The sequence below is a fragment of the Pseudomonas sp. G7(2022) genome (genome assembly GCF_052660475.1).
The window spans coordinates 212865-235564 of sequence record NZ_CP109659.1 but is presented as its reverse complement, the minus strand read 5'-3'; the positions used below and the strand labels follow the sequence as shown (position 1 = coordinate 235564).

Below are 22700 nucleotides of genomic sequence, written 5' to 3'. Positions count from 1 at the left end.
GCTGCCCTCACCCCAGCCCTCTCCCGGAGGGAGAGGGAGCTGACCGAGGTGTTCCGCGTTATACATCGACCTGAAATACCGAGTCGATTATGGATTCAGCACATCAGGATCACGTCGGCGTTCTTCTCCAATATCCCCCAATCAGTCCCCTCTCCCCCCGGGAGAGGGTTAGGGTGAGGGCTGGTTCTCAAGCCGAACATACAAAGTCAATTCACCTCAATTGCCTTCCCCGCCAACCCTTCATTTTCCTTGCGAACAAACCGGTTCGCCCGCCCGAACGTCCCGAAATCGTTAAACCGAACCCCCATCTCCCGCATCACCTTATGCGCCACCGGCACCGTCAGCTGGCGAATGTAGAACGGCTCCTTCACCACAAAATGATGAATCCCGTGACTGCTGCCGAAGTTGAAGCAGAACGCCTGCAACGGCCACAGCCACCACGGGTTCAACACTTGGCACTGCTGCAGCACATTGCCCGGCTCCACATCCCCGTAGTAATGCATGTTCGAACTGATGAAGTGCAGGCAGAAGGTGCGCAACACGTTCGGGCCGATGATCACCACAGCCGCGATGTCGATCACTTGCATCACCGACAACGTGGTCGCCGACCATTCGATCGGCGAGCCCATCAAGTAAGCGATGCCATTGGCCGCGTGGAAGCCGAGAAACACATACCACGCCCCCCAATGCACCAGCGCCAGCGGCGCGTAGACTTTCAGCGTGCGTTTGATGATGCTGTACTTGTGCGCCCAGGTCTTGGCCCGGAGCATGCGGATAAGCGCCGACATCACGTTGTCGCCAACCATCAGCAACCGCGCAAAACCCCAGGGTTCGCCATTGGTGATCGCCCGCTCTTCCATGTCGGTTTCGGTGCCGGACACCTTGTGATGATTGAGGTGCAAATGACGGCGGATCCAAGGGTTGATCGTGCTCGGCCGCGCCAGCCACACCAGGCCCATCATCAGGTTGTGCGGCACGCGCTGTTTGCGGAAATACATGCTGTGGATCAGGTCGTGTTCGAGTTCGTGGGTCAGCGAAGCGAAAAAGGCGTTCAATAGCAAGCACACCCACCACGCCAATTGCCCGGTGATATAGAGCGCCGCCGATCCGATCATCCCGGCCAGGGCGAAGGCCAGAATTCCCGCACCAAGGGCATCCTGATGCTTGAGAATCGGGTAGCGCTCGCGCAGCTCGACGCCTTTGGCCAGCACCACTTCGCGAATATGCGCTGATCGCTGGGCAGCATTGTGTCGCTGGGGACTTGCAGAAGTACGGTCCATGCTTCCATCCTCTGATTATTGATGTTCGTATCCTGCCCCGCGCGGACTCCAAACGCGGTAGCCGAGAACGCCAACCTGTTGACCGGAAGCGCCAATCAGCATGAAGGAACCGACTTCTCTCGCCAGCTGGACCCGCGCCCTGCGCAAGCAACTCGACGCGCTGGGGCTGGACAGCACTGCCCTGTGCCAGCAGGCCGGGCTCGATCCGCAATTGATGGACGACCCGAACGCCCGCTATCCGTTGTCCGCGACCACACGCCTGTGGGAAATCGCAGTGCAGGTCAGCGGTGATCCGGCGATCGGTTTGCGGGTGTCGCGGTTTGTCAGCCCCACGACCTTTCATGCGCTGGGCTATGCGTTGGTGGCCAGCGGCAGCCTGCGGGAAGTGTTCGAGCGGATCGTGCGTTATCACCAGGTGGTCAGCGACGCGCTGGAACTGGAGCTGACCCGCACCGAAGACCGCTATCGGTTTCGCCTGAAGATCCCGGTCGACAACCCGGCGCCTGCCTTCGAAGCCATCGACGCCTTCGCCGCGATCTACGTGCGTACCTGCCGCAATCGTCTGGGCCGCGACTACGCGCCACTGGCGGTGTACCTGCGCCGCCCGGAACCCACCGATGCACATCAATGGCACAAAGTGTTCCGCTCGCCGGTGCATTTTTCAGCCGAAGAAGACTGCATCGAGTTCGCCCTCGCCGACTTCGACAGCCACCTCGACGACGCCAACCCGGAACTGGCCGAGCACAACGAAGCGGTGCTCAAACGCACCCTCGCCCAGCTCCAGCCCCTGACCTGGGAGCGCAAGGTGCGCGACGCCATCGAAGAACAACTGCCCGAAGGCGAACCCAGCGCCGAACGCATCGCCCAGGCTCTGCACTTGAGCCTGCGCAGTCTGCAACGGCACCTGGCGGACGAGGGTTGCCGCTTCGACACCCTGCTGAATGAAAGCCGCGAAAACCTCGCGCTGCTGCACCTGCGCGATCCGCAATGCTCGCTGAGCGAAGTCAGTTATTTACTGGGATTTGCCGATACCAGCAGCTTCAGCCGGGCGTTCAAGCGCTGGACGGGGATGACACCGGGGCAGTTTCGGGATCAGTTGCGCTGACGGGGCTGGAATTTGTTCTGAATCGACCAGCCTCTTCGCGGGCAAGCCCGCTCCCACAAGGATTGGGGCGTACAAAAATCCGCGTCACACCTCGACCATTGTGGGAGCGGGCTTGCCCGCGAAAGCGCCCGTCAGACCAACATAAACCCCAGTTCAAACACGGTGCCATTTGCATCACTGCTGACCCGCACCCGCCCCCCATGCAACTGCATGATCGACTGCACGATCGCCAATCCCAATCCGCCGGAATCTCCCGGTTCGGCGCGGGACGGGTCGACGCGGTAGAAGCGGTCGAACAGTTTGCCCAGATGCTCCTGCGCGATGACCGGGCCCAGGTTATGGACCTGCAGCCAGCACACGCCTGGTTCATCGCGCCGGCGCAAGCTGATGACAGATCCGGCATCGGCATGGCGCACGGCGTTGGCCAACAGGTTGCCCAAGGCGCGTTGCAGCAGTTGTTGATCCGCCAGCAGTTCACCGCTGAACGTGTTTTCGAGGCGGATTTCCCGGTCATCGGCCAGGGCTTCGAAGTAGTCGCACAACTCTTCGCCGATATCGTGCAGCTTGAGCGGGCGCAGATCGAGCGCCCGTTCGGCCTGCTCTGCGCGGGCGAGAAACATCAGGTTTTCGGCCATACGCTTGAGCCGTTCGAACTCTTCCATGTTCGACGCCAGTACATCCTGATACTCGGTGCTGGTGCGCGGGTGATTCAGTGCCTGGCCGTTGCTCGCCAGCAAGGTGTGCAGGGGCGTGCGGATTTCATGGGCGAGGTCGGCGGAAAACTGTGAGAGACGCTGAAAACCGTCGTCGAGCCGCCCGAGCATGCCGTTCAACGCTTGTACCGGCTCCAGCAATTCGGTTGGCGTGCCGGTGGTGGGAACCCGTTGGTCGAGGCTGCGCAGGTCGATGCCACGCAGCGCCTCACTCAGCTTGCGCAGAGGCCGCAAACCGCGGCGCAACAGTACCAGGCCAAGGGTGAAGGCGAGCACGGCACCCAGTCCGACGGCCAGATACAAACGCAGGCGATAGCTGCCGAGCATCTGCTCGCGCTCGCTCAAGACCTTGCCGGCGATCACGGTCAGCGATTCGCCGTTCGGGCCTTGGGCCTGACCTGACAACAGGGCCAGTTCGACACCGTCCGACGCTTGCCAGACCAGCACATCGCTGCGTTGCGGCGGTTGATCCCGGGGGATGGCCGGCACCGACGGCAGTGCGCGTTGGCGAGGGTTGATCGTGATCACATTCGAGCCGTCAGCGCGTTGCACCAGCAGCAGACTGTCGAGGTTGCCGAGCATGTTCTGGTACAGCCGTGGCCGCGCCTGCAAGGCGTCGAGGCTGTCGCTGTCGGCGAGCAATGCGCGTACTTGCTCCAGACGACCGAGCAACGCCATGTCGTCGCGCCAGGCGAGTTCCGAGGCCAGCGAGCGATACAGGAACACGCCGATCGCGCCGAGTACCAGCGCACAAACGGCGGCGAACGCCAGGGCAAGGCGCCAGGCGATCGACCTAGCGCGCATCGTCGGGCGCTTCGAGTTGATAGCCGACCCCGCGCACGGTGTGGATCAGTTTGGGCATGTACGGATCATCGACTTTCGAACGCAGCCGGCGCACCGCGACTTCGACCATGTTGGTGTCGCTGTCGAAATTCAGGTTCCACACCTGCGAAGCGATCAGCGTGCGCGACAGCACTTCACCCTGACGGCTGGCGAGCAAATGCAGCAGGGCGAACTCCTTGTTGGTCAGGGCGATGCGCTGACCGCCACGGCTGACCCGACGGCGCAGCACGTCGATTTCCAGATCGGCGATGCTGTACGACTCGGCTTCGCGCATCGGCCCACGCCGTAGCAACGTCCGTACCCGTGCGAGCAATTCGGCGAAGGCGAATGGCTTGAGCAAATAGTCATCGGCCCCCAGCTCGAGGCCGCGCACGCGGTCCTCGATGGCGTCCTTCGCCGTCAGGAACAGCACCGGCGTGGCGCCACGCTGGCGGATCAGCTGGAGCAATTGCCAGCCGTTGAGGCCCGGCAGCATCACGTCGAGGATGATCAGGTCATACTCCTGCTGCTCAATAAAGTAGCGACCGTCGAGGCCATTCAGCGCCACGTCCACGGCAAAACCCGACTCTCCCAGCCCTTTGGCGATGAAGTTCGCGGTTTTGGCTTCATCTTCTACGACCAGCAAACGCATGGCACACCTCGATTGATCAGAAGCACAGGCTAGGCCCCTTCGGCGACATTGCCCATTACAAACATGTAATCCGACTGACGAGGTTACGACGGGGACCGGCGGATAAGGTGGCGGCCTTCGCTTTTGGAGCCTGCCCATGACCGCTAAATACTTGATCGCCAGCCTGGCAATCAGCCTCGGCGCCACCGCATTCGCCGCACCTGAGCTGCCCCGTCATGCCGACCTCGATCTGAAAACCGCACGGCGGCTGGCCGATGCAACGCTGGAAAACTGCACTGGCACGGTGTCGGTGCTCGACCGTGGCGGCAACCTGCTGGTGACTTTGCGCGGCGACGGTATCGGCCCGCACAACACCGCCGCCAGCCAACGCAAGGCCTACACCGCGCTATCGACGAAAACCCCGACCCGGGTGTTCGCCGAGCGCGCCCGCAGCAATCCGGAAACCGCCAACCTCAATACCCTCGATGAATTGCTGTTGCTCGGTGGTGGCATTCCGTTGTTCGCCGGAAAAGAACTGGTCGGCGCCATGGGCGTGGCCGGCTCCGGCGGCGGTGAGCAGGACGAAGCCTGCGCAATCAAGGCTGCCAACATCGTCGGCCTGTCCATCAACCGTACTTGAACCCAGGAGCATCACCATGACCCCACTGCGCATCACTTTTGCCGCGCTCGGCCTGAGCGCTTTTTCGAGCCTGGCGCTGGCTGCCGGCAACCCGCTGAGCGTGCACGTACTCAATCTGGAAAACGGCCTGCCTTCGCCGGGCATCAACGTGACGCTGGAGCGTCATGTCGGTCAGGACTGGCAGCCGCTGGCGCAGGGCACCACCAATGAACAGGGACGGATCGCCGAACTGTTCCCGGCGAACAAACCGTTCGAGGCGGGTGAATACCGGGTGGTGTTCAAGACCGGCGAGTACTTCGAGAAGACGAAGCACGAGACGTTTTTTCCGGAGATTCCGGTGATTTTCAAAGTGAAGCAGACGGATCAGCACTATCACATTCCGCTGCTGCTGAGCCCGTATGGCTTCTCGACCTATCGCGGTTCGTAGCTCAGACAGATTCGGCAAGAAAAGCCCTGCTCCATCGACGGCAATATTGGATGATCAGGGTCTTTTCTTCTTCGCAAACTCTCCTACCGCCGCTGTGTCGGAAATCAGCTTGCGGACCAGATGTTCATTAATTGACCTTGAACTTGAAAAACGGGCTCCATTCAGACCTTTCACGATTATCCATCTGTACCGCGAAAGCCTGATATTCAGCTTTGGGCAGTGTCGCTTTGACAGACCAAGTACCATCCGGGCCGACTAGAGCTGAAGCAAACGGATCACCATCAATCGGAACTTCCATGATCCATACCCGCCACCCAGCCAGACCAGTACCAGAGAATTCAACCGGGTTGTTGACGTCACCCTGGGGTTTGACAACGACTGGTGCGGGGACGCTTTTATTGACAGGGAGGTCAGAGTAATCAGCGGTGCCGGCAGCTTTACTGTTCATCGGGTCCAACTCCTTTTGTGGTCATATTCGACCCACCTCTTGTACACCGCCCGATATGCGTCCGCTACTGTCAGATCTGACAGGTGGCGCGCAGTTTTTCCATGTCCAGAATCTCGATTTCCCCATAACCGAGACCAATGATTCCCTGATCTTTCAGGTCCTTGAGGATCTGGTTGGTGGTCTGCCGCGACAGCGACAGCATCGATGCCAACTGTTCCTGGGGCAGTTGCAGCACACAGCGTGGCGGGTCGAGTTCGCCGTAGCCTTCGGCAATCATCAGCAGTCGGTGAGCCAGGCGCGCCGGGGCCGGCAACAGGCTCAGCTGTTCAAGATTGATGAAGGTCAGGCGCAGCTTGTGGCTCATCAACAGCGCGAGATGCCGCCAGTAGACGGGTTGCTCGTCGAGCAATTTCAGCAGCGTAGCCTGGGGAATGTTCAGCAGCGTACAAGGCCCGACCGCACAGGCATCGTGGGTGCGGGGCTGGCCGTCGAACAGGCAGATTTCGCCGAACCAGTGGGGCGCCTCCACCAGGCTCAGCAGCGCCTCCTTGCCCTGCTCGCTGACTGCGCCGATGCGTACCGCGCCGTCGAGCACCGCGTACAGCCCGCACGGCGCATCACCGCGCTGGAACAGCCGCTGCCCCGCCGCCAGCCGCCGCTCCCGGGCCGCCGCCAGCAGACTATCCTGAAAGGACAGCGGCAGATGACTGAACCATTGCCCGGTCAACAGGCGCTCGCGCCAGACCTTATCCATGCGTTCTCCTAAAGATTGTCGCCTGCCTGACAGAGCGAGCCGTGAACCCGGGGCATGATTCGATCACCCTACAGGAGGAACAACAATGAAAAGCCTCGTCGATCATTTGAGTCAATACGCCGCTTACCACCGTGACCCGCGCAACATCGCCAGCCACTTTATCGGGATTCCGCTGATTGTGGTGGCGGTGGCCGTGCTGTTGTCGCGGCCGGAATGGTCGGTGGGCAACTTGTGGATTTCCCCGGCGGTGATCGTGGCCCTTGCTTCGGCATGGTTTTACCTGCGCCTGGAGCTGAAGCTCGGGATTTTGATGACCGTGCTGATGGGGCTGTCGGTCTGGGCCGGGCATGTCCTGGCGCAGCAGAGCACCCTGGTCTGGCTGAGCGCAGGTCTTGCGATGTTTGTGATCGGCTGGGTGATCCAGTTTGTCGGGCACCACTATGAAGGGCGCAAACCGGCGTTTGTCGATGACGTGAGCGGGTTGATTGTCGGGCCGCTTTTTGTGGTGGCCGAACTGGCGTTCATGCTCGGGATGCGCCATGAGCTGAAAGAGCAGATCGAGGCGCGGGCGGGCGTGGTGCGGGTCAATCCGAATCGCGCGGCTGTCTAGACCGCCATCGCTGGCAAGCCAGCTCCCACAAGGGTCCGGTCGTTCACAAATGTTGTGTTCGCCGTAAAACATGTGGGAGCTGCGGTGCGACGACTCGACTTGCCCGCGATGCTTTTAAAGGTTGGCGACTTTCTGCCAGACCTTCGGTTTAAAGAACAACGTTTCACCCTTGGCCAACCCGGTCAGGCTGTCGTGATCTTTCACCACTTCCGCTTCGATCAGATCGGTTTGACCTTCAACCTTCAACGTCACCCGCGTGGTCGCGCCCAGCGGCCGGATATCGCGGACTTCAGCGGCGTGGTGATCCTCCAGTTCATGCCGCGACAGCGACACTTCGTGCGGGCGGAACAGCACGTGGTTGTCATCCCCCAGATGCAGACGGTTCGAATCGCCGAGGAAGTGATAGACGAAATCGCTGGCCGGGTTTTCGTAGACGTCGCCCGGTGAGCCGATCTGTTCGATCACACCCTTGTTCATCACCACGATGCGGTCGGCCACTTCCATCGCTTCCTCCTGATCGTGGGTCACAAACACCGACGTCAGGTTAATGTCTTCGTGCAGGCGCGCCAGCCAGCGGCGCAGCTCTTTACGCACCTTGGCGTCGAGGGCGCCGAACGGCTCGTCGAGCAGCAGCACTTTCGGCTCCACCGCCAGGGCGCGGGCCAGGGCGATACGTTGGCGCTGGCCGCCGGACAATTGCTCCGGATAACGATCCGACAGCCAGTCCAGTTGCACCATGTTCAGCAACTCGTGAACCTTGGTCGCGATCTGGCTTTCGCTCGGGCGCTGGTTTTTCGGCTTCATGCGCAGGCCGAATGCGACGTTGTCGAACACCGTCATGTGGCGGAACAGGGCGTAGTGCTGGAACACGAAACCGACGTTGCGATCACGCACGTCGTGACCGGACACGTCTTCGCCGTGGAACACGATGTTGCCGTTATCCGGGGTTTCCAGACCGGCAATAATGCGCAGCAAGGTGGTCTTGCCGCAGCCGGACGGGCCGAGCAACGCCACCAGTTCACCGCTCTGGATGTCCAGGCTGATGTTGTCCAGCGCCTTGAACGCATTGAAATTCTTGCTGACGTTACGCACTTCGATCGACATGAATTATTCCTCCGCGGCGCTGGCGCGCAGGCGGTTGATACGGTTTTCGCTCCACTGCTTGAGCAGCAGGATGAAGAGCGCCAGGATCAGCAACAGGCTCGCCACGGCGAACGCGGCCACGTGGTTGTATTCGTTGTAGAGGATCTCGACGTGCAGCGGCAAGGTGTTGGTCACCCCGCGAATGTGCCCGGAAACCACCGACACCGCACCGAATTCACCCATGGCCCGCGCGGTACACAGCACCACACCATAGATCAGGCCCCATTTGATGTTGGGGACGGTCACGTGCCAGAACATCTGCCAGCCATTGGCGCCGAGCAGACGCGCGGCTTCTTCTTCCTGAGTGCCTTGTTCCTGCATCAGCGGGATCAGCTCACGGGCCACGAACGGCACGGTGACGAAGATCGTCGCCAGCACGATGCCCGGCAGGGCGAAGACGATCTGGATGTCGTGATCCTGCAGCCACGGCCCGAACAGGCCCTGAGCGCCGAACATCAACACGTAGACCAGACCGGCGATCACCGGCGACACCGAGAACGGCAGGTCGATCAGCGTCACCAGCATACTCTTGCCACGGAACGAGTATTTGCTCACGCACCACGCCGCACTGACACCGAACACCAGGTTCAGCGGCACCGAAATCAGCACGGCGATTACGGTGAGTTTCAGGGCCGACAGGGCATCCGGCTCAAAGATCGCCGTGAAGAAGGCACCGAGGCCGTTCTTCAAACCCTGGGACACCACGATGAACAGCGGCAGCAGCAGAAACAGGAAGAAAATCAGCCAGCCGAGGCCGATCAGAATCCGCCGCGAAGTGGCACTGCCACGCCGGGCAGCGTTGGCCGAGGAAGCGGCCGCAATAGACGATTGGGACATGGTTCGCGCCTCCTTATGGGGTTTCGATGCGCCGCTGCAGCAAGTTGATCAGCAGCAACAGGACGAAGGAAACCACCAGCATCAACACGCCGATGGAGGTAGCGCCGGTGTAATCGTACTGGTCGAGCTTGACCATGATCAGCAACGGCAGGATCTCGGTTTTCATCGGCATGTTACCGGCGATGAAAATCACCGAACCGTACTCGCCGACGCCCCGGGCGAACGCCAGGGCGAAACCGGTCAGCCAGGCCGGCAACAGCGCCGGCAGCAGGATGTGGCGGAACACCTGCAACGGTTTGGCCCCCAGGCACGCCGCCGCTTCTTCGACTTCACGCGGGATGTCGGCCAGCACCGGCTGCACCGTGCGCACCACGAACGGCAGCGTCACGAAGGTCAGCGCCAGGGTGATTCCGAGTGGGGTGTAGGCGATTTTGAAACCGAGGTCGGCGGCGAACTGCCCGACCAGCCCGGTCGGCGTGTACAGCGCTGTCAGCGCAATACCGGCCACCGCGGTCGGCAGGGCGAACGGCAGATCGATCATCGCGTCGATCACCTTGCGCCCCGGGAACGTGTAACGCACCAGCACCCAGGCCAGCAACGTGCCGATGATGCCGTTGATGATCGCGGCGCACAGTGCAGTGCCGAAACTCAGCTTCAGTGCAGCGAGAACGCGGGGCGCGGAGATGATCGTCCAGAACTGATCCCAGGTGAGTTGGGCGGCGTGGACGAACATCGCCGCCAGCGGGATTAGCACAATCAGGCTGAGGTACACCAAGGTGTAGCCCAGCGTCAGCCCGAAGCCGGGTATGACGGGGGAGATACGACGCGACATAAAAGTCCTTGGTTAAAAACGCATCAATGTGGGAGCAGGCTTGCTCGCGAATGGGCCCTATCATTCAACATTTACGTCGTCTGACACACCGTCTTCGCGAGCAAGCCCGCTCCCACATGGTTTCGTGCCTGAGCATCAGGCTCGTTTCATTTGAGATTACTGCGCCTGATAGATCTGGTCGAACACGCCTCCGTCGTTGAAGAATTTCGGCTGCGCGGTTTTCCAGCCGCCGAAGTCCTTGTCGATGGTCACCAGCTCCAGTTTAGGGAACTGCTGGGCGTACTTGGCCGCCACGTCCTTGTCTCGCGGGCGGTAGAAGTTCTTCGCCGCGATTTCCTGGCCGGCCGGGCTGTACAGGTGCTTGAGGTAGGCTTCGGCGATCTGCTCGTTGCCCTTCTTCTCGGCGTTCTTGTCGACCACGGCCACCGGTGGTTCGGCGAGGATCGACAGCGACGGCACGACGATATCGAACTTGTCCTTGCCACCGTCTTCTTTCAGCGCCAGGAAGGCTTCGTTTTCCCAGGCCAGCAACACGTCACCCTGACCGTTGTTGACGAAAGTGATGGTCGAGCCACGGGCGCCGGTGTCCAGAACAGGAACGTGCTTGAACAGGGTCTGTACGTATTCCTTGGCTTTGGCTTCGTTGCCGCCGTTGGCTTTCAGGCCGTAGGCCCACGCGGCGAGGAAGTTCCAGCGCGCACCGCCGGAGGTTTTCGGGTTCGGGGTGATCACCGAGACGTCGTTCTTGATCAGATCGCCCCAGTCCTTGATGCCTTTCGGGTTGCCCTTGCGCACCAGGAACACGATAGTCGAAGTGTACGGGGTGCTGGCGTCCGGCAGACGCTTCTGCCAGTCAGCCGGCAGGGTCTTGCCGAGCTTGGCGATTTCGTCAATGTCGCCGGCCAGCGCCAGGGTCACGACATCGGCGCGCAGACCATCGATCACCGCACGGCCCTGCTTGCCCGAACCGCCGTGGGATTGCTGGATTTTCACGGTGTCGCCGGCGTGCTCCGACTGCCAGTACTTCACGAATTCGGCGTTGTAATCCTGATACAGCTCGCGAGTCGGGTCGTACGACACGTTGAGCAGTTCATAATCCTTGGCAACCGCGGAACCGGCAAACACGGCACTGGCCAGGGCGGCCAAAGCGTAACGGCGAATCGACGACATGGTGAAAGCTCCTGGAATTCTGGGTGGTGGCTTTTTCTTATGGATTGCGAAAATCGGGTTGCCAGTAAAGATCACCGCCTGCGCCCACTCTTGCATTGATCCCCGGCAAGAGCGGGCGCAGGCTGGAATCTTTTTGGATTCAGCTCGGTTTGTTGCCCGGTTGCTGCAGACGGAATTTCTCTTTGCGTTCGATCTGGACCACTTGCGCGTTGTGCACAGTAATTTCCACCGCACCGAAACGCAGGTCGCGCAAGGCGCTCTGGATTTCACGCAGAATGGTGGTTTCGTCCTGACCGTCAACGCTACGCAGGGATGCGCTCATGGTGCTGCTCCTTTGTATGGGATATGCCTGGCAGTGGGCGGCACTGCGTTCGGCGTGGGAGCAATATAAGAGAGGCGCGGATATTCTTAAAAAGACTATTTAAGAATGTTTATATAACTGGAAAACATTATGTGATGCAGCAAGGGTTTGCGGCGGATTTACCCTTTCGCAAGTCCGCCGGTCCCGCCGCTCAACCGATTGCCGGGGCTCTGCTCCAGTCAATCAACGTCTCGGGCACAGGCCGCCCGAACCAGTAGCCCTGCCCCAGATCGCAAGCCTGCTCAAGCAGGAACGCCGCCTGCTCGGCCTGCTCGATGCCCTCGGCATGCACCTGCATGCCCATGCTGCGGGCCAGGGCGATGATCACCCGGACAATCGCTGCATCGTCTTCGTCCCAAGGGAGGCCGGCGACGAATCCCTGGTCGATCTTGAGCTTCTGCACCGGCAGGCGCTTGAGCCGCAACAGCGACGAGTAACCGGTGCCAAAATCATCGATGGCCAGACGAATCCCCAGCTCGCGCAGACGATGCATCTGTTCCAGCGCCACTTCCGGATCGTCCATCACCGCGCTTTCGGTGACTTCCAGTTCCAGATAGGCCGGATCCAGACCGGTGTCGTGCAGCACCTGCGCCACCTGCTCATACAACTCACGGCGGGCAAACAGTCGTGACGAAACATTCACCGCAACAAACGACAGCACCACACCGGCCTGCTGCCATTGGCACATCTGCCGGCAGGCCTGCTGCATGACCCAGGCGTCGATTTCCGAGATCAGCCCGGTGCGCTCGGCAATCGGGATGAACTCCGCCGGCGACACCAGGCCCCGCTGCGGATGCTCCCAGCGCACCAGCGCCTCGACGCCGATCAGGCGACTGGTTTTCAGGTCGTGCACCGGTTGGTAGTAGACCCGCAGCTCCTGCTGCTCCAGCGCGCGGCGCAATTCGAAGGCGATTTCGACCCGCTGCTGGGCGTGGGCCGTGAGTTCTTCGGTGTACAGCGCGTAGCCATTGCGACCACTGCTCTTGGCCTTGAACAGCGCCGCATCGGCGTTGCGCAGCAGTTGTTCGGCGCTCAAGGCATCGCTGGGGAAGAGACTGATGCCGAGGCTGGCGTTGATGAACAATTCGTGGCTGTCGAGGCAGAACGGCTCCTTGAGTGCATCGAGAATACGTTGGGCCAGCGCCGCCGCCTGCGCCGGCTGTGGACAACTTTCCATCAACACCGCGAACTCGTCGCCACCCAGGCGCGCCAGCGTGATGCCCGGTCCGAACAACGCCTGCAAACGCACAGCAACCGCCTTGAGCAAACGGTCGCCGATGTTGTGGCCGAGGCTGTCGTTGATCAGCTTGAAGTGATCGAGGTCGATCATCAGCAGCGCGCAGCCGCGCTTGTGGGTCTGCGCCGAAGCCAGTGCCTGCTCGGCGCGGTCGCTGAACAGCAGGCGGTTTGGCAAGTCGGTCAACGGATCATGGTGGGCCAGATGCTTGAGTTCGTGCTCGGAGTCCTTGATCGCGCTGATGTCGGAAAATACCGCGACGTAATGACTGAGGCGACCGTCATCGTCGCGTATCACCCGGATGGTTTGCCACTGTGGATAAATTTCTCCGCTCTTGCGCCGGTTCCAGATCTCGCCGCTCCATTCATCCTGCGCCTGCAACGTGGCGAACATCGCCTGATAGAAGCCTGGTGGATGGTGGCCGGACTTGAACAGGCTGGGCTGCCGACCGAGCACTTCGTCGTGCTGATAACCGGTGATCTCCATGAACGCGCGATTGACGTGCACGATCAGCCCTTGTCGGTCCGTGACCAGCACGCCTTCACGTGTGCAATCGAACACCGCGGCGGCCTGGCGCAGACGTTCGCGATCGGCCTGACGCTCGCGCAACCGGGCACCGATGCCCAGGCATTCGAACAGACGCGCCCGGGCGAGGAAGATCAGCCCGGCACTGAGCGCCGCAAAGACGTAACCGTTGATCAGTTGCCAACGCAACGGGTCAGCGGAGCTATCGAAGAAACTGTTCAATAAATAGCCAGTACCTTGCAGCCAGACAACGGCAAGAACCAGGTAAAGCAGCGCTGCACGCAAGGCATCGCGGTATGTGGCAGACATTCGGCCGTCCATGTCCCTACAAAAAATGCCGGGATTATAGGTCAAGAAACATCCAGCCATCTCTTATCTGAAAGGGCGACTGGTTTTATCTGTGTGCTTGGTGATAATGCAACGGCTGTTTTTTCTCTATCGAGGGCCCTATAGCCTATGTGGTACGAAGGTTTTCTTGGCTTGTCGGCCTGGTCGCTGGTCGCCGTGACCCTGCTGATGACCCACGTGACGATTGTTGCCGTCACGGTCTACTTGCACCGCTACTCGGCTCATCGCTCTCTGGAGCTGAATGCCGGGCTGAAGCATTTCTTCCGATTCTGGCTGTGGCTGACCACGGCGCAGAACACCCGCGAGTGGACGGCCATCCACCGCAAGCACCACGCCAAATGCGAAACCGAAGATGACCCGCACAGTCCGGTCGTCAAAGGCCTGTCCACGGTACTGCGCAAAGGGGCCGAGCTGTACCGCGAAGAAGCGCAGAACCCCGAGACCCTGCGCATCTATGGGAAGAACTGCCCGGAAGACTGGATCGAGCGCAACCTCTACAGCCGCTATCGCCTGCTTGGCATCGCAATCATGGCGGTCATCGACCTGCTGCTGTTCGGCACCATCGGCATCACCATCTGGGCGATCCAGATGATGTGGATCCCGGTCTGGGCCGCCGGCGTGGTCAACGGTCTCGGTCACGCCGTCGGCTACCGCAACTTCGAATGCCGCGATGCCGCGACCAATCTGGTGCCGTGGGGCATCCTGATCGGCGGCGAGGAGCTGCACAACAACCACCACACCTACCCCAACTCGGCCAAGCTGTCGGTCAAGAAGTGGGAGTTCGACCTCGGCTGGGCCTGGATCAAGGTCTTCTGCTTCCTGCGTCTGGCCAAGGTGCAGCGGGTCGCACCGATCGCCCACCGCGTCGAAGGCAAGGGCAGCCTGGACATGGACACCGCCATGGCGATCCTCAACAACCGTTTCCAGATCATGGCCCAGTACCGCAAGCTGGTGATCGGGCCGCTGGTCAAGCAGGAGCTGGCCAAGGTCGATCATTCGGTACGCCACCAGTTCCATCGCGCCAAGCGTCTGCTCTCCCGTGAAACCAGCCTGCTCGAGGATCGCCATCACGCGCGCATCCAGAACATGCTCGAACACAGCCAGGCGCTGAAGGTCATTTACGAAAAACGCCTGGCCCTGCAGCAGATCTGGGTCAAGACCAGCGCAAATGGCCACGACATGCTCGCGGCCATCAAGGAATGGGTCCACGAGGCCGAGGTCAGTGGCATCCAGTCCCTGCGTGAATTCGCCGATCAGTTGAAAACCTACTCGCTTCGCCCTGCCTGATGCCGTTGATCGGTGCGCCCGGCTCCCGGGCGCACCCTTCGGAACTTCACCCGCGATCCCCTATCTCAAAGACACTTCGCCACCCCCGGCGGGCTGTCCCGTGGCCGTTGTCGACTTCCCGGCACGCCCTTTGAGATCCGTGTCGATGGTCAACAACAATCAAAAAGACTCATCCCTTCCCCAGTGGCCAGAGGCCGCACAGACCCTGATGGCATTGATGCACGCTCAGGGCGAAGTGGCGCGCCTGAGCGAACGCGAACAGCTGTTCAGCTCGCTGCTGGTCAGTGTCAACGCCGTGCTTTGGGCCTTCAATTGGGAAACCCGTCAGGTGCTGTACGTCAGCCCCGCCTATGAGCGGATTTTCGGCCGCTCCGCAGCCCTGCTGCTCGCCGACTACAACCAGTGGCGCGACAGCATCTACCCCGATGACCTCGAATATGCTGAACGCAGCCTCGCCGAAGTGCTGCACAAAGGCGCCGTGGAAGACCGCGAATATCGGATCATCGACGCCGACGGTCAGGTGCGCTGGATCAGCGACAAGTGCTTCATCAACCGCCAGGAAGAACCAGGACAACCGGTGATCATCGTCGGCATCGCCGAAGACATCACCGACAAGAAACAGATGGAAACCGAGCTGCAACGGCTGGCCACTACCGACGTGCTGACCCAGAGCAGCAATCGTCGACACTTCTTCGAATGCGCCCACCGGGAATTTGAACAAGCGCGTCTGCAAGGCGCGCAAATGGCGTTCCTGCTGCTGGACATCGATGACTTCAAAGTGATCAACGACACTTACGGCCACCCGGAAGGTGACAACGTGCTGCAACGGATCGCCGAATGCGGGCGAGCATCCTTGCGTCGGGGGGACCTGTTCGGACGGATTGGCGGTGAGGAGTTTGCTGCGGTTTTCCCGGGCTGTGCGCCGGACATGGCGATGCAGGTGGCCGAACGGCTGCAACGGGAAATTCAGCGGCTGAGCTTCAATCACGGTGAACAGACGTTCGGCATTACCATCAGCCAGGGCCTGACCAGTCTCACCCCGGATGACGAAAGCCTCGACACCCTGTTCGCCCGCGCAGACACGGCGATGTACGAGGCCAAACGGCAGGGCAAGAACCGGATCATTTGCGCCTGACTCCAGACCGGATGCGCAATCAAGCCGCTATTTGCGCATCCGCATCAGCTCCGGCAAGCCGATCTTGAGCAACCGCGCCGTACGGCTCTTCGCCAGTTCCTCGACGCCCTCGTGCTCGGTCAGCCGGGCCATCTGCGCCGCCATGTTCATTACCAGCGCCTCGCGGGAATACACCCCGCCACCGAGCTGGTAGGCCGAGGCAATCAGCTCACGCAGCTCCAGCGGCAGGCGCCAGCGGGTGCGTAGCGCCGAGCCATACGCCGCACCGAACTCCGCCAGCGCATCGCCGACCTCCTCCAGCTCATCCAGCTCGCCGCCGGCCTGCTTCCACTCCTGCAGACAACGCAGCAGCGCCAGATCGCCGAGACGATGGAGCATCCCGGCGCAGTAGCAGCGCTCCTGATCCAGATCGAGCAGACGCGCCAGCGTGCGAGCGTACTCGGCGGTGTGCAGCGACAGGCCCCAATAACGCTCGGCGTAATCGGCGAGGCACGGGTCGCTGAGTCGGGCGCTGCGCTTGAGTGCAAGGCCAAGGATCAAGTTCATGCTTTGCCCGGTACCCAGACGATGCAACGCCTGCGCCAGGGTTTGCACCGGCGCGCCATGGTGCTGGGCAGCGCTGTTGGCGGCGGCGATCAACACAGCGGTGATTTGCGGATCGGTGCGAATTTCCTCCTCCAGCAGCTTCAGATCCAGCCCGTTGGGGTTGAGGCTGCGCTTGACCGCCACTTGCACGTCGGTCATCAACGGCGCGCCGTCGGCCTGCTCGCGGCGACGTTCGAGGAATACCGAGAGGGTCATGCCCGGCGCCAGCGCCGGCACTTCGCAGAACACTTCTTCGCCGGCGTTCAGCAGCAGTCCCTGTAAACGCTCGGTCAGACTTTCCATGTTAAGGGGTTTGGCCAGGTAGGCGGTCGGCGCCAGCGGCAAGGCTTCGCGCACGCTGGCGCTGTCGTTGCGACTGCTCATCAGAATGAACGGCAGCGGCGGATTGCGTTTGCGCTGGCGAACGCTGCGCAACACGCTCAAGCCATCGACGCCGGGCAACTCCCAATCGACGATCGCCAGGTCATAGGGCACTTCGCTGAGCAGCGTCATTGCCTCCTTGCCATCGGCGCACAGGTCCAGCCGCGCATCGCAGCGCACATTCAGCAACACTTGTTTGAGCAGGTCACGAGACCAGGGGTCGGCCTCGGCAATCAGCACTCGGGGTACAGCGGGTAAATCGACGGCCGTCATGCGCGCCCTCCCTTGCAATGCTTGAACCTTAGCCAATGCTGACGTTTCGGTACAACCTGAAAACCGCACAAGTGTTTCCCGGGCATGAAAAAACCCGCCGAAGCGGGTTTTTTGTCGATCCGATTACACGGTGCTACGGCTTACAGCTCCGAGAAGCACTCTTCGATGATCGCCAGACCTTTGTCCAGTTGCTCGTCCGGCGCCGTCAGCGGAACCAGAACGCGCAGAACGTTGCCGTAGGTGCCGCAGGACAGCAGGATCAGACCCTTGTCACGCGCCTTGGCCACCACCGATGCCACTGCCGCAGCGTTCGGCTTGTGGCTGTCGCCGTTTTCGAACAGCTCGACCGCGATCATCGCGCCCAGGGCACGCACTTCACCGATCACTGCCGGGTATTTGGCCTGGATGGCCTTCAGGCCGGTGACCAGACGCTCGCCGACAGCCTTGCAGCGGTCCAGCAGTTTTTCTTCTTCGAACACTTCCATCACGGCCAGGGCCGCGGCGCAAGCAATCGGGCTACCGGCATAGGTACCGCCCAGGCCACCCGGGGCGATGGCATCCATGTATTCGGCCTTGCCGCAGACACCGGCCAGCGGGAAGCCGCCAGCGATGGATTTGGCGAAGGTGGTCAGGTCGGCGGCAACGCCCATCTGTTCCATGGCAAAGAAGGTGCCGGTACGGCCAGCGCCGGTCTGCACTTCGTCAGCGATCAGCAGGATGCCGTGCTGGTCGCACAGGGCGCGCAGACGCTTCATGAATTCTTTCGGCGCAACGTAGAAACCACCTTCACCCTGTACAGGCTCGATGATGATCGCGGCGATGTCTTTCGGCTCGGCGTCGTTCTTGAAGATGCGCTCGATGGAAGCGATCGAGTCGTCGATGCTCACGCCGTGCAGTTCGTTCGGGTACAGCGCGCGGAAGATGCCGCCTGGCATCAAGCCCATGCCGGCCGAGTAAGGCACGACTTTACCGGTCAGGCCCAGGGTCATCATGGTGCGACCGTGATAAGCGCCGGTGAAGGCGATCACGCCAGCGCGGCCAGTGGCTGCACGAGCAATTTTCACGGCGTTTTCAACGGCTTCGGAACCGGTGGTCACCAGCAGGGTTTTCTTGGCGAAGTCGCCCGGTACGCGAGCGTTGATTTTCTCGCACAGCTCAACGTACGGCTCATAAGCCAGAACCTGGAAGCAGGTGTGAGTCAGTTTGTTCAACTGTTCGGTCACGGCGGCGATGACTTTCGGGTGCACGTGGCCGGTGTTCAGTACAGCGATACCGCCAGCGAAGTCGATGAACTCGCGACCTTCAACGTCGGTCACGGTCGCGTTCTTCGCGGACTCGGCGAAAATCGGGTGAATCTGGCCAACACCACGTGGAACAGCTGCGGTACGACGGGCCATCAGTTCAGCGTTAGTCTTGCTCATTACAGTCCTCATTCGCCGCTCATCGGGCGGCGTGGTTCAAGGATAAAGCGGGAGGAATCGGCGGTGGCAGCATGCGATGATCGACTGCCACGGCGTTCCCGGCCGCAGAGAAAATTCCGGTTTGAAACGACGCAAAGGGACAGCGCTCTCGTGCCCTTTGCGTTTACAGCGATCTTCTACCGAGGCTTAGATGCCCAGGCAGAGGTATTTGATTTCCAGGTAATCTTCGATGCCGTACTTGGAGCCTTCACGGCCCAGGCCCGAGGCCTTGATCCCGCCGAACGGTGCGACTTCGTTGGAGATCAGCCCGGTGTTGACGCCGACCATGCCGTATTCCAGCGCTTCAGCCACACGGAACACACGGCCCAGGTCGCGAGCGTAGAAGTAGGAAGCCAGGCCGAATTCGGTGTCGTTCGACATCGCGATCACTTCGGCCTCGTCTTTGAAGCGGAACAGCGGCGCCAGCGGACCGAAGGTTTCTTCCTTGGCCACAGCCGCGTCTTTCGGCACGTTGGTCAGGATGGTCGGCTCGAAGAAGTTGCCTTCCATCGGCTTGCCGCCGGCCAGCACGGTGGCACCTTTGGCCACGGCGTCAGCGATATGCTCTTGCACCTTGGCCACAGCTTTCTCGTCGATCAGCGGACCCGTGGTGGTGCCCTCTTCCAGACCGTTGCCGATCTTCAGTTTGGCGACGGCCGCTTTCAGCTTCTCGGCGAACGCGTCGTAGACCGAATCCTGAATGTACAGACGGTTGGCGCAGACGCAGGTCTGGCCGTTGTTGCGGTACTTGGAAATGATCGCGCCTTCGACGGCCTTATCCAGGTCCGCATCGTCGAACACGATGAATGGCGCGTTGCCGCCCAGTTCCAGGGAAACTTTCTTGATGTCCTTGGCGCATTCCGACATCAGCTGACGGCCGATTTCGGTCGAACCGGTGAAGGACAGTTTGCGCACGATCGGGTTGCTGGTCAGTTCGCTGCCGATGTCGCCGGCGCTGCCGGACACCACGCTGAACACACCTTTGGGGATGCCGGCGCGCTGGGCCAGTTCGGCCAGGGCGAAAGCGGAGAACGGGGTTTGCGAAGCCGGCTTGAGCACCATGGTGCAACCGGCGGCCAGGGCCGGACCCGCTTTACGGGTGATCATCGCCGCCGGGAAGTTCCACGGGGTGATGGCGGCGGTCACGCCGATCGGTTGCTTGATCACGATCAGGCGCTTGTCAGGCTGGTGGCCGGGAATCACGTCGCCGTAAATGCGTTTGGCTTCTTCGGCGAACCACTCGATGAACGAAGCGGCGTAAACGATTTCGCCCTTGGCTTCGGCCAGTGGTTTGCCTTGCTCGAGGGTCATCAGGCGAGCGAGGTCGTCCTGGTGCTCGATCATCAGCTCGAACCAGCGACGCAGTTTGCCTGCACGCTCCTTGGCGGTCAGTGCGCGCCAGGCCGGCAGCGCTTTGTCAGCGGCTTCAATCGCGCGGCGGGTTTCGGCAGCGCCCATCTTCGGCACGGTGCCCAGAATCTCGCCGGTGGCCGGGTTGTTGACCTTGATCGTCTGACCGCTGTCCGCGTCGACCCAAGCGCCATCGATAAAGGCTTGCTGGCGGAACAACTGGGTGTCTTTAAGCTGCATGTCGGCTTTCCTTAACAGCACCGCGGCCAGCGCGGAGCAAAATTATGATTGTAGAAAGGCGCCTCGCAAGGCTGCCGTCAGGGAAATCATTCACCGGGCTCAAGCACCTGAATAGTGCACGGTTGCAAACACGTGCGGCTCGGCACCCGATCAAAGAGCGTTTGAAATCTCAAACGGATCCTAGGATCAAAGGGGTTAAAGGACAATAGTTCGTTCGAAAAAAAGAACAAAAACGCCGTAATTGCTGAACATTTCGGATCAACGTACAAACAGCCCCGATCGCAGGGAAACCATAGAACAGCCTCTCCAAAGCGCCAAGCGAGCCTTTTGCAGGACGTTACAGCTTTATGGAATGCAGGGTTTTCCAACCGACACTTGCACTGACAAACCACGCCAAAACCCGGCATGGACGCCCCGAGCCGACCTAGGTATGATGTCGCCCGCTGCACCAGTAGCTCAGCTGGATAGAGTACTGCCCTCCGAAGGCAGGGGTCGTGGGTTCGAATCCCGCCTGGTGCGCCATGAACAGAAACGAAAAAGCCTCAGGCCGAAAGGTCTGAGGCTTTTTTGTGGATGCTGGTTGGCGAATCACTCCGTCGTCCAGTCAAACTCGTCGTATTCTTCATCGTCTTCATCGTCTTCTTCGTCCTCGATCCACTCATCATCAAGAACGTCCTCCTGCAGATCCTCTTCTGCCTGCTTCGCCAGAAGAAACTCCTTACGACTCTCGGTCACGGCTCGCCGCAGTTCCTCACCCTTCACCGGGCAGTTGAGCATTTGGGCGATGCGGTCGATTTTTTGGGCCACGGCATCCTCCAGCGCATCGGCAATGCCCCGATAGTGCGCGTTTTTGCGGGGCAATGCCAAATGGCTGGGTCATCAATCGGTCACTTCTGGCGAATTTGTTCGAGTCGGATGTCGAGGTTCACGTCCGGGTAGCGTTTGTGCAGGTTATTGAACAGGGCGTCGGCCGCTTGCGATTGACCGGATTCGCGCAGACGCAGGACTTCGCGCAGTTGCTCGTCAAGGCCATTGGCCGGGGCGGCAGCGCGTTTGCTGGCTTTGGCTTCGTCTGCCCTGTCGGCGCTGATCGACTCACTTTGCATCGGCGCGGCCATTTCCGTCATCGGAGCAGGTTCAGGTGCAGGTGCGGACAGCGCGCCCGTTGGGGCTGACAATGTCCGGGACTCGATAGCCTCCTTGCGGGCCAGCGGTGCGGCTGGTTTGGCAGCAGGGGCGAAATCGTAATGGGCCACAGGTTCCGGGGCACGCTGTACCAGCGACAGCACCAGCGCGATGCCCACCAGACTGGCGAAGGCCACCTGGTAACGCGGTGTCTGGCAGGCCTTGAGCCAGCGCTGCCACGGGCTGGATTTCGCTGCAGAGGCCTGGCGATGGGCGGCGCCAAGAATCAGCGCGTCGAGATTTCCCGGCGGCTCGCCGTTCTGTTGCTCGCGGTAATGCTTGAGCAGTTGCTCTTCGGGTGTCTGGCGGGCGTCCGTCATGTCAGTACCTCCTCGGCCAGCAGCCGACGCAGTTTTTGCTGGGCGTAGCGCAAGCGGCTCTTGACGGTTTCCAGCGGTGTTTCGGTGAGGCTGGCGATTTGTGCCAGATCGAGGTCGCCGTGGGCGCGCAGCAGGAACACTTCGCGCTGGTCGGCAGGCAGGGTTTGCAGGGCGCTGTCCAGGCGCTGATTGTCGCGGCTGAGGCTGAGCAGTTGTTCGGGGTCGCTCGCCTCATCGCTGACCGCATGAGTCTGCTCGTCGTAGCTGTCATGCAACGGCTGATGGGCGCCGTGCTTGCGCCAGTGGTCGATCAGGCGATTGCGGGCAATCTGGAACAACCAGGTACGAAAAGTCGCCCGGCCTTGTGGCTGACTGCTGCTGCGGATCAGGCTCAGCCAGGTTTCCTGATACACCTCTTCGGCCAGCTCCGGCTTGCCGCTCAACCCGAGCAGAAACCGGTACAGGCCCTGGCGATGACGGGCATACAGGATTTCGAACGCCTTGCCCTCGCCCTCGCGATATCGGGCCAGCAGCGATTCGTCGCTGCTGGCCTCAAGGCTGTCTGCGCTGGCAAACAGCTGGCTGATGAACCCCTTCAGGC

Annotated in this window: 23 protein-coding genes and 1 tRNA gene; 7 read left to right on the top strand and 17 right to left on the bottom strand. The window is 61.0% G+C overall.

The features are described from left to right. Nucleotides 1-206 precede the first annotated feature (206 nt). Nucleotides 207-1280 (bottom strand): fatty acid desaturase, encoded by a 1074-nt coding sequence (locus NE357_RS01005; protein WP_445576626.1) that lies wholly within the window; start codon nt 1278-1280, stop codon nt 207-209. Between the two features lie 100 nt (nt 1281-1380). Here NE357_RS01005 and NE357_RS01000 point away from each other — a divergent pair, with 100 nt between their 5' ends. Next, the gene (locus NE357_RS01000; protein ID WP_169428358.1) at nt 1381-2385 is read left to right on the top strand and encodes an AraC family transcriptional regulator; all 1005 of its coding nucleotides are present in this window, start codon (nt 1381-1383) and stop codon (nt 2383-2385) included. Nucleotides 2386-2516: 131 nt separating this feature from the next. Here NE357_RS01000 and NE357_RS00995 read toward each other — a convergent pair whose 3' ends face one another. Further along, on the bottom strand, nt 2517-3902 hold the full coding sequence (locus NE357_RS00995; RefSeq protein ID WP_169428357.1) for a heavy metal sensor histidine kinase: 1386 nt from the start codon (nt 3900-3902) through the stop codon (nt 2517-2519). Next, the gene (locus tag NE357_RS00990) at nt 3892-4572 is read right to left on the bottom strand and encodes a heavy metal response regulator transcription factor (protein WP_039772967.1); all 681 of its coding nucleotides are present in this window, start codon (nt 4570-4572) and stop codon (nt 3892-3894) included. The genes NE357_RS00995 and NE357_RS00990 overlap by 11 nt, the downstream gene beginning before the upstream one ends. 136 nt (nt 4573-4708) lie before the next feature. Here NE357_RS00990 and NE357_RS00985 point away from each other — a divergent pair, with 136 nt between their 5' ends. Further along, entirely contained in the window at nt 4709-5191 is a 483-nt protein-coding gene (locus NE357_RS00985; protein WP_169428356.1) for a GlcG/HbpS family heme-binding protein, read from the top strand. Nucleotides 5192-5207: 16 nt separating this feature from the next. Continuing rightward, on the top strand, nt 5208-5618 hold the full coding sequence (gene uraH / locus NE357_RS00980) for a hydroxyisourate hydrolase (RefSeq protein WP_169428355.1): 411 nt from the start codon (nt 5208-5210) through the stop codon (nt 5616-5618). Between the two features lie 127 nt (nt 5619-5745). On the opposite strand, the gene NE357_RS00975 is transcribed toward uraH, so the two are convergent. Beyond that, nucleotides 5746-6066 (bottom strand): hypothetical protein, encoded by a 321-nt coding sequence (locus tag NE357_RS00975; protein ID WP_169428354.1) that lies wholly within the window; start codon nt 6064-6066, stop codon nt 5746-5748. A gap of 70 nt (nt 6067-6136) precedes the next feature. Continuing rightward, complete coding sequence (locus NE357_RS00970) at nt 6137-6820, bottom strand: Crp/Fnr family transcriptional regulator (protein ID WP_169428353.1); 684 nt, start codon at nt 6818-6820, stop codon at nt 6137-6139. An 85-nt stretch (nt 6821-6905) separates the two neighbouring features. Between NE357_RS00970 and NE357_RS00965 the strand changes: the two genes are divergently transcribed. Beyond that, nucleotides 6906-7430 (top strand): Mpo1 family 2-hydroxy fatty acid dioxygenase, encoded by a 525-nt coding sequence (locus NE357_RS00965; RefSeq protein WP_169428352.1) that lies wholly within the window; start codon nt 6906-6908, stop codon nt 7428-7430. Nucleotides 7431-7544: 114 nt separating this feature from the next. Here NE357_RS00965 and NE357_RS00960 read toward each other — a convergent pair whose 3' ends face one another. The 6 genes from NE357_RS00960 to dibA form a co-directional block, all read right to left on the bottom strand. After that, on the bottom strand, nt 7545-8534 hold the full coding sequence (locus NE357_RS00960) for a sulfate/molybdate ABC transporter ATP-binding protein (RefSeq protein ID WP_169428351.1): 990 nt from the start codon (nt 8532-8534) through the stop codon (nt 7545-7547). Between the two features lie 3 nt (nt 8535-8537). After that, nucleotides 8538-9410 (bottom strand): sulfate ABC transporter permease subunit CysW, encoded by an 873-nt coding sequence (cysW, locus tag NE357_RS00955; protein ID WP_064361637.1) that lies wholly within the window; start codon nt 9408-9410, stop codon nt 8538-8540. Between the two features lie 13 nt (nt 9411-9423). Continuing rightward, nucleotides 9424-10242, bottom strand: coding sequence for a sulfate ABC transporter permease subunit CysT (gene cysT / locus NE357_RS00950; protein WP_007952818.1), 819 nt, complete (start codon nt 10240-10242; stop codon nt 9424-9426). 156 nt (nt 10243-10398) lie between these two features. Beyond that, entirely contained in the window at nt 10399-11412 is a 1014-nt protein-coding gene (locus tag NE357_RS00945; RefSeq protein ID WP_011331904.1) for a sulfate ABC transporter substrate-binding protein, read from the bottom strand. Between the two features lie 139 nt (nt 11413-11551). Next, nucleotides 11552-11734 carry a sulfur starvation response protein OscA gene (gene oscA, locus NE357_RS00940; protein ID WP_003220508.1) on the bottom strand — a complete coding sequence of 61 codons (183 nt, stop codon included), beginning with the start codon at nt 11732-11734 and terminating at the stop codon, nt 11552-11554. A 190-nt stretch (nt 11735-11924) separates the two neighbouring features. Further along, nucleotides 11925-13844, bottom strand: a complete 1920-nt coding sequence (gene dibA, locus NE357_RS00935; RefSeq protein WP_169428350.1) for a phosphodiesterase DibA — start codon at nt 13842-13844, stop codon at nt 11925-11927. A gap of 147 nt (nt 13845-13991) precedes the next feature. Here dibA and desA point away from each other — a divergent pair, with 147 nt between their 5' ends. Next, entirely contained in the window at nt 13992-15170 is a 1179-nt protein-coding gene (desA, locus tag NE357_RS00930) for a delta-9 fatty acid desaturase DesA (protein ID WP_169428349.1), read from the top strand. Between the two features lie 145 nt (nt 15171-15315). Further along, a complete protein-coding gene (locus NE357_RS00925) occupies nt 15316-16305 on the top strand; it encodes a GGDEF domain-containing protein (protein ID WP_169428348.1) in 990 nt (329 codons plus the stop codon). Nucleotides 16306-16332: 27 nt separating this feature from the next. Here the strand turns inward: NE357_RS00925 and NE357_RS00920 are convergent, their stop codons facing one another. The 3 genes from NE357_RS00920 to gabD all read right to left on the bottom strand — a co-directional run bounded on the left by NE357_RS00920 (nt 16333) and on the right by gabD (nt 20594). Then, the gene (locus NE357_RS00920) at nt 16333-17544 is read right to left on the bottom strand and encodes a response regulator (protein ID WP_169428347.1); all 1212 of its coding nucleotides are present in this window, start codon (nt 17542-17544) and stop codon (nt 16333-16335) included. Nucleotides 17545-17684: 140 nt separating this feature from the next. Next, the gene (gabT, locus tag NE357_RS00915) at nt 17685-18965 is read right to left on the bottom strand and encodes a 4-aminobutyrate--2-oxoglutarate transaminase (protein WP_169428346.1); all 1281 of its coding nucleotides are present in this window, start codon (nt 18963-18965) and stop codon (nt 17685-17687) included. Between the two features lie 186 nt (nt 18966-19151). Continuing rightward, nucleotides 19152-20594, bottom strand: coding sequence for an NADP-dependent succinate-semialdehyde dehydrogenase (gene gabD, locus NE357_RS00910; protein ID WP_169428345.1), 1443 nt, complete (start codon nt 20592-20594; stop codon nt 19152-19154). 445 nt (nt 20595-21039) lie between these two features. On the opposite strand from gabD, the gene NE357_RS00905 reads away from it, so the two are divergent. Further along, nucleotides 21040-21116 (top strand) — tRNA-Arg (locus NE357_RS00905). A gap of 66 nt (nt 21117-21182) precedes the next feature. On the opposite strand, the gene NE357_RS00900 is transcribed toward NE357_RS00905, so the two are convergent. From NE357_RS00900 to NE357_RS00890, 3 genes are read right to left on the bottom strand one after another with little or no spacing between them, the layout of a single operon-like run. Beyond that, entirely contained in the window at nt 21183-21461 is a 279-nt protein-coding gene (locus tag NE357_RS00900) for a hypothetical protein (protein WP_249314362.1), read from the bottom strand. A 20-nt stretch (nt 21462-21481) separates the two neighbouring features. Then, nucleotides 21482-22099 carry a hypothetical protein gene (locus NE357_RS00895; protein WP_169428344.1) on the bottom strand — a complete coding sequence of 206 codons (618 nt, stop codon included), beginning with the start codon at nt 22097-22099 and terminating at the stop codon, nt 21482-21484. Continuing rightward, nucleotides 22096-22677, bottom strand: coding sequence for an RNA polymerase sigma factor (locus NE357_RS00890; RefSeq protein ID WP_243433433.1), 582 nt, complete (start codon nt 22675-22677; stop codon nt 22096-22098). The genes NE357_RS00895 and NE357_RS00890 overlap by 4 nt, the downstream gene beginning before the upstream one ends. Between the last annotated feature and the right edge of the window lie 23 nt (nt 22678-22700).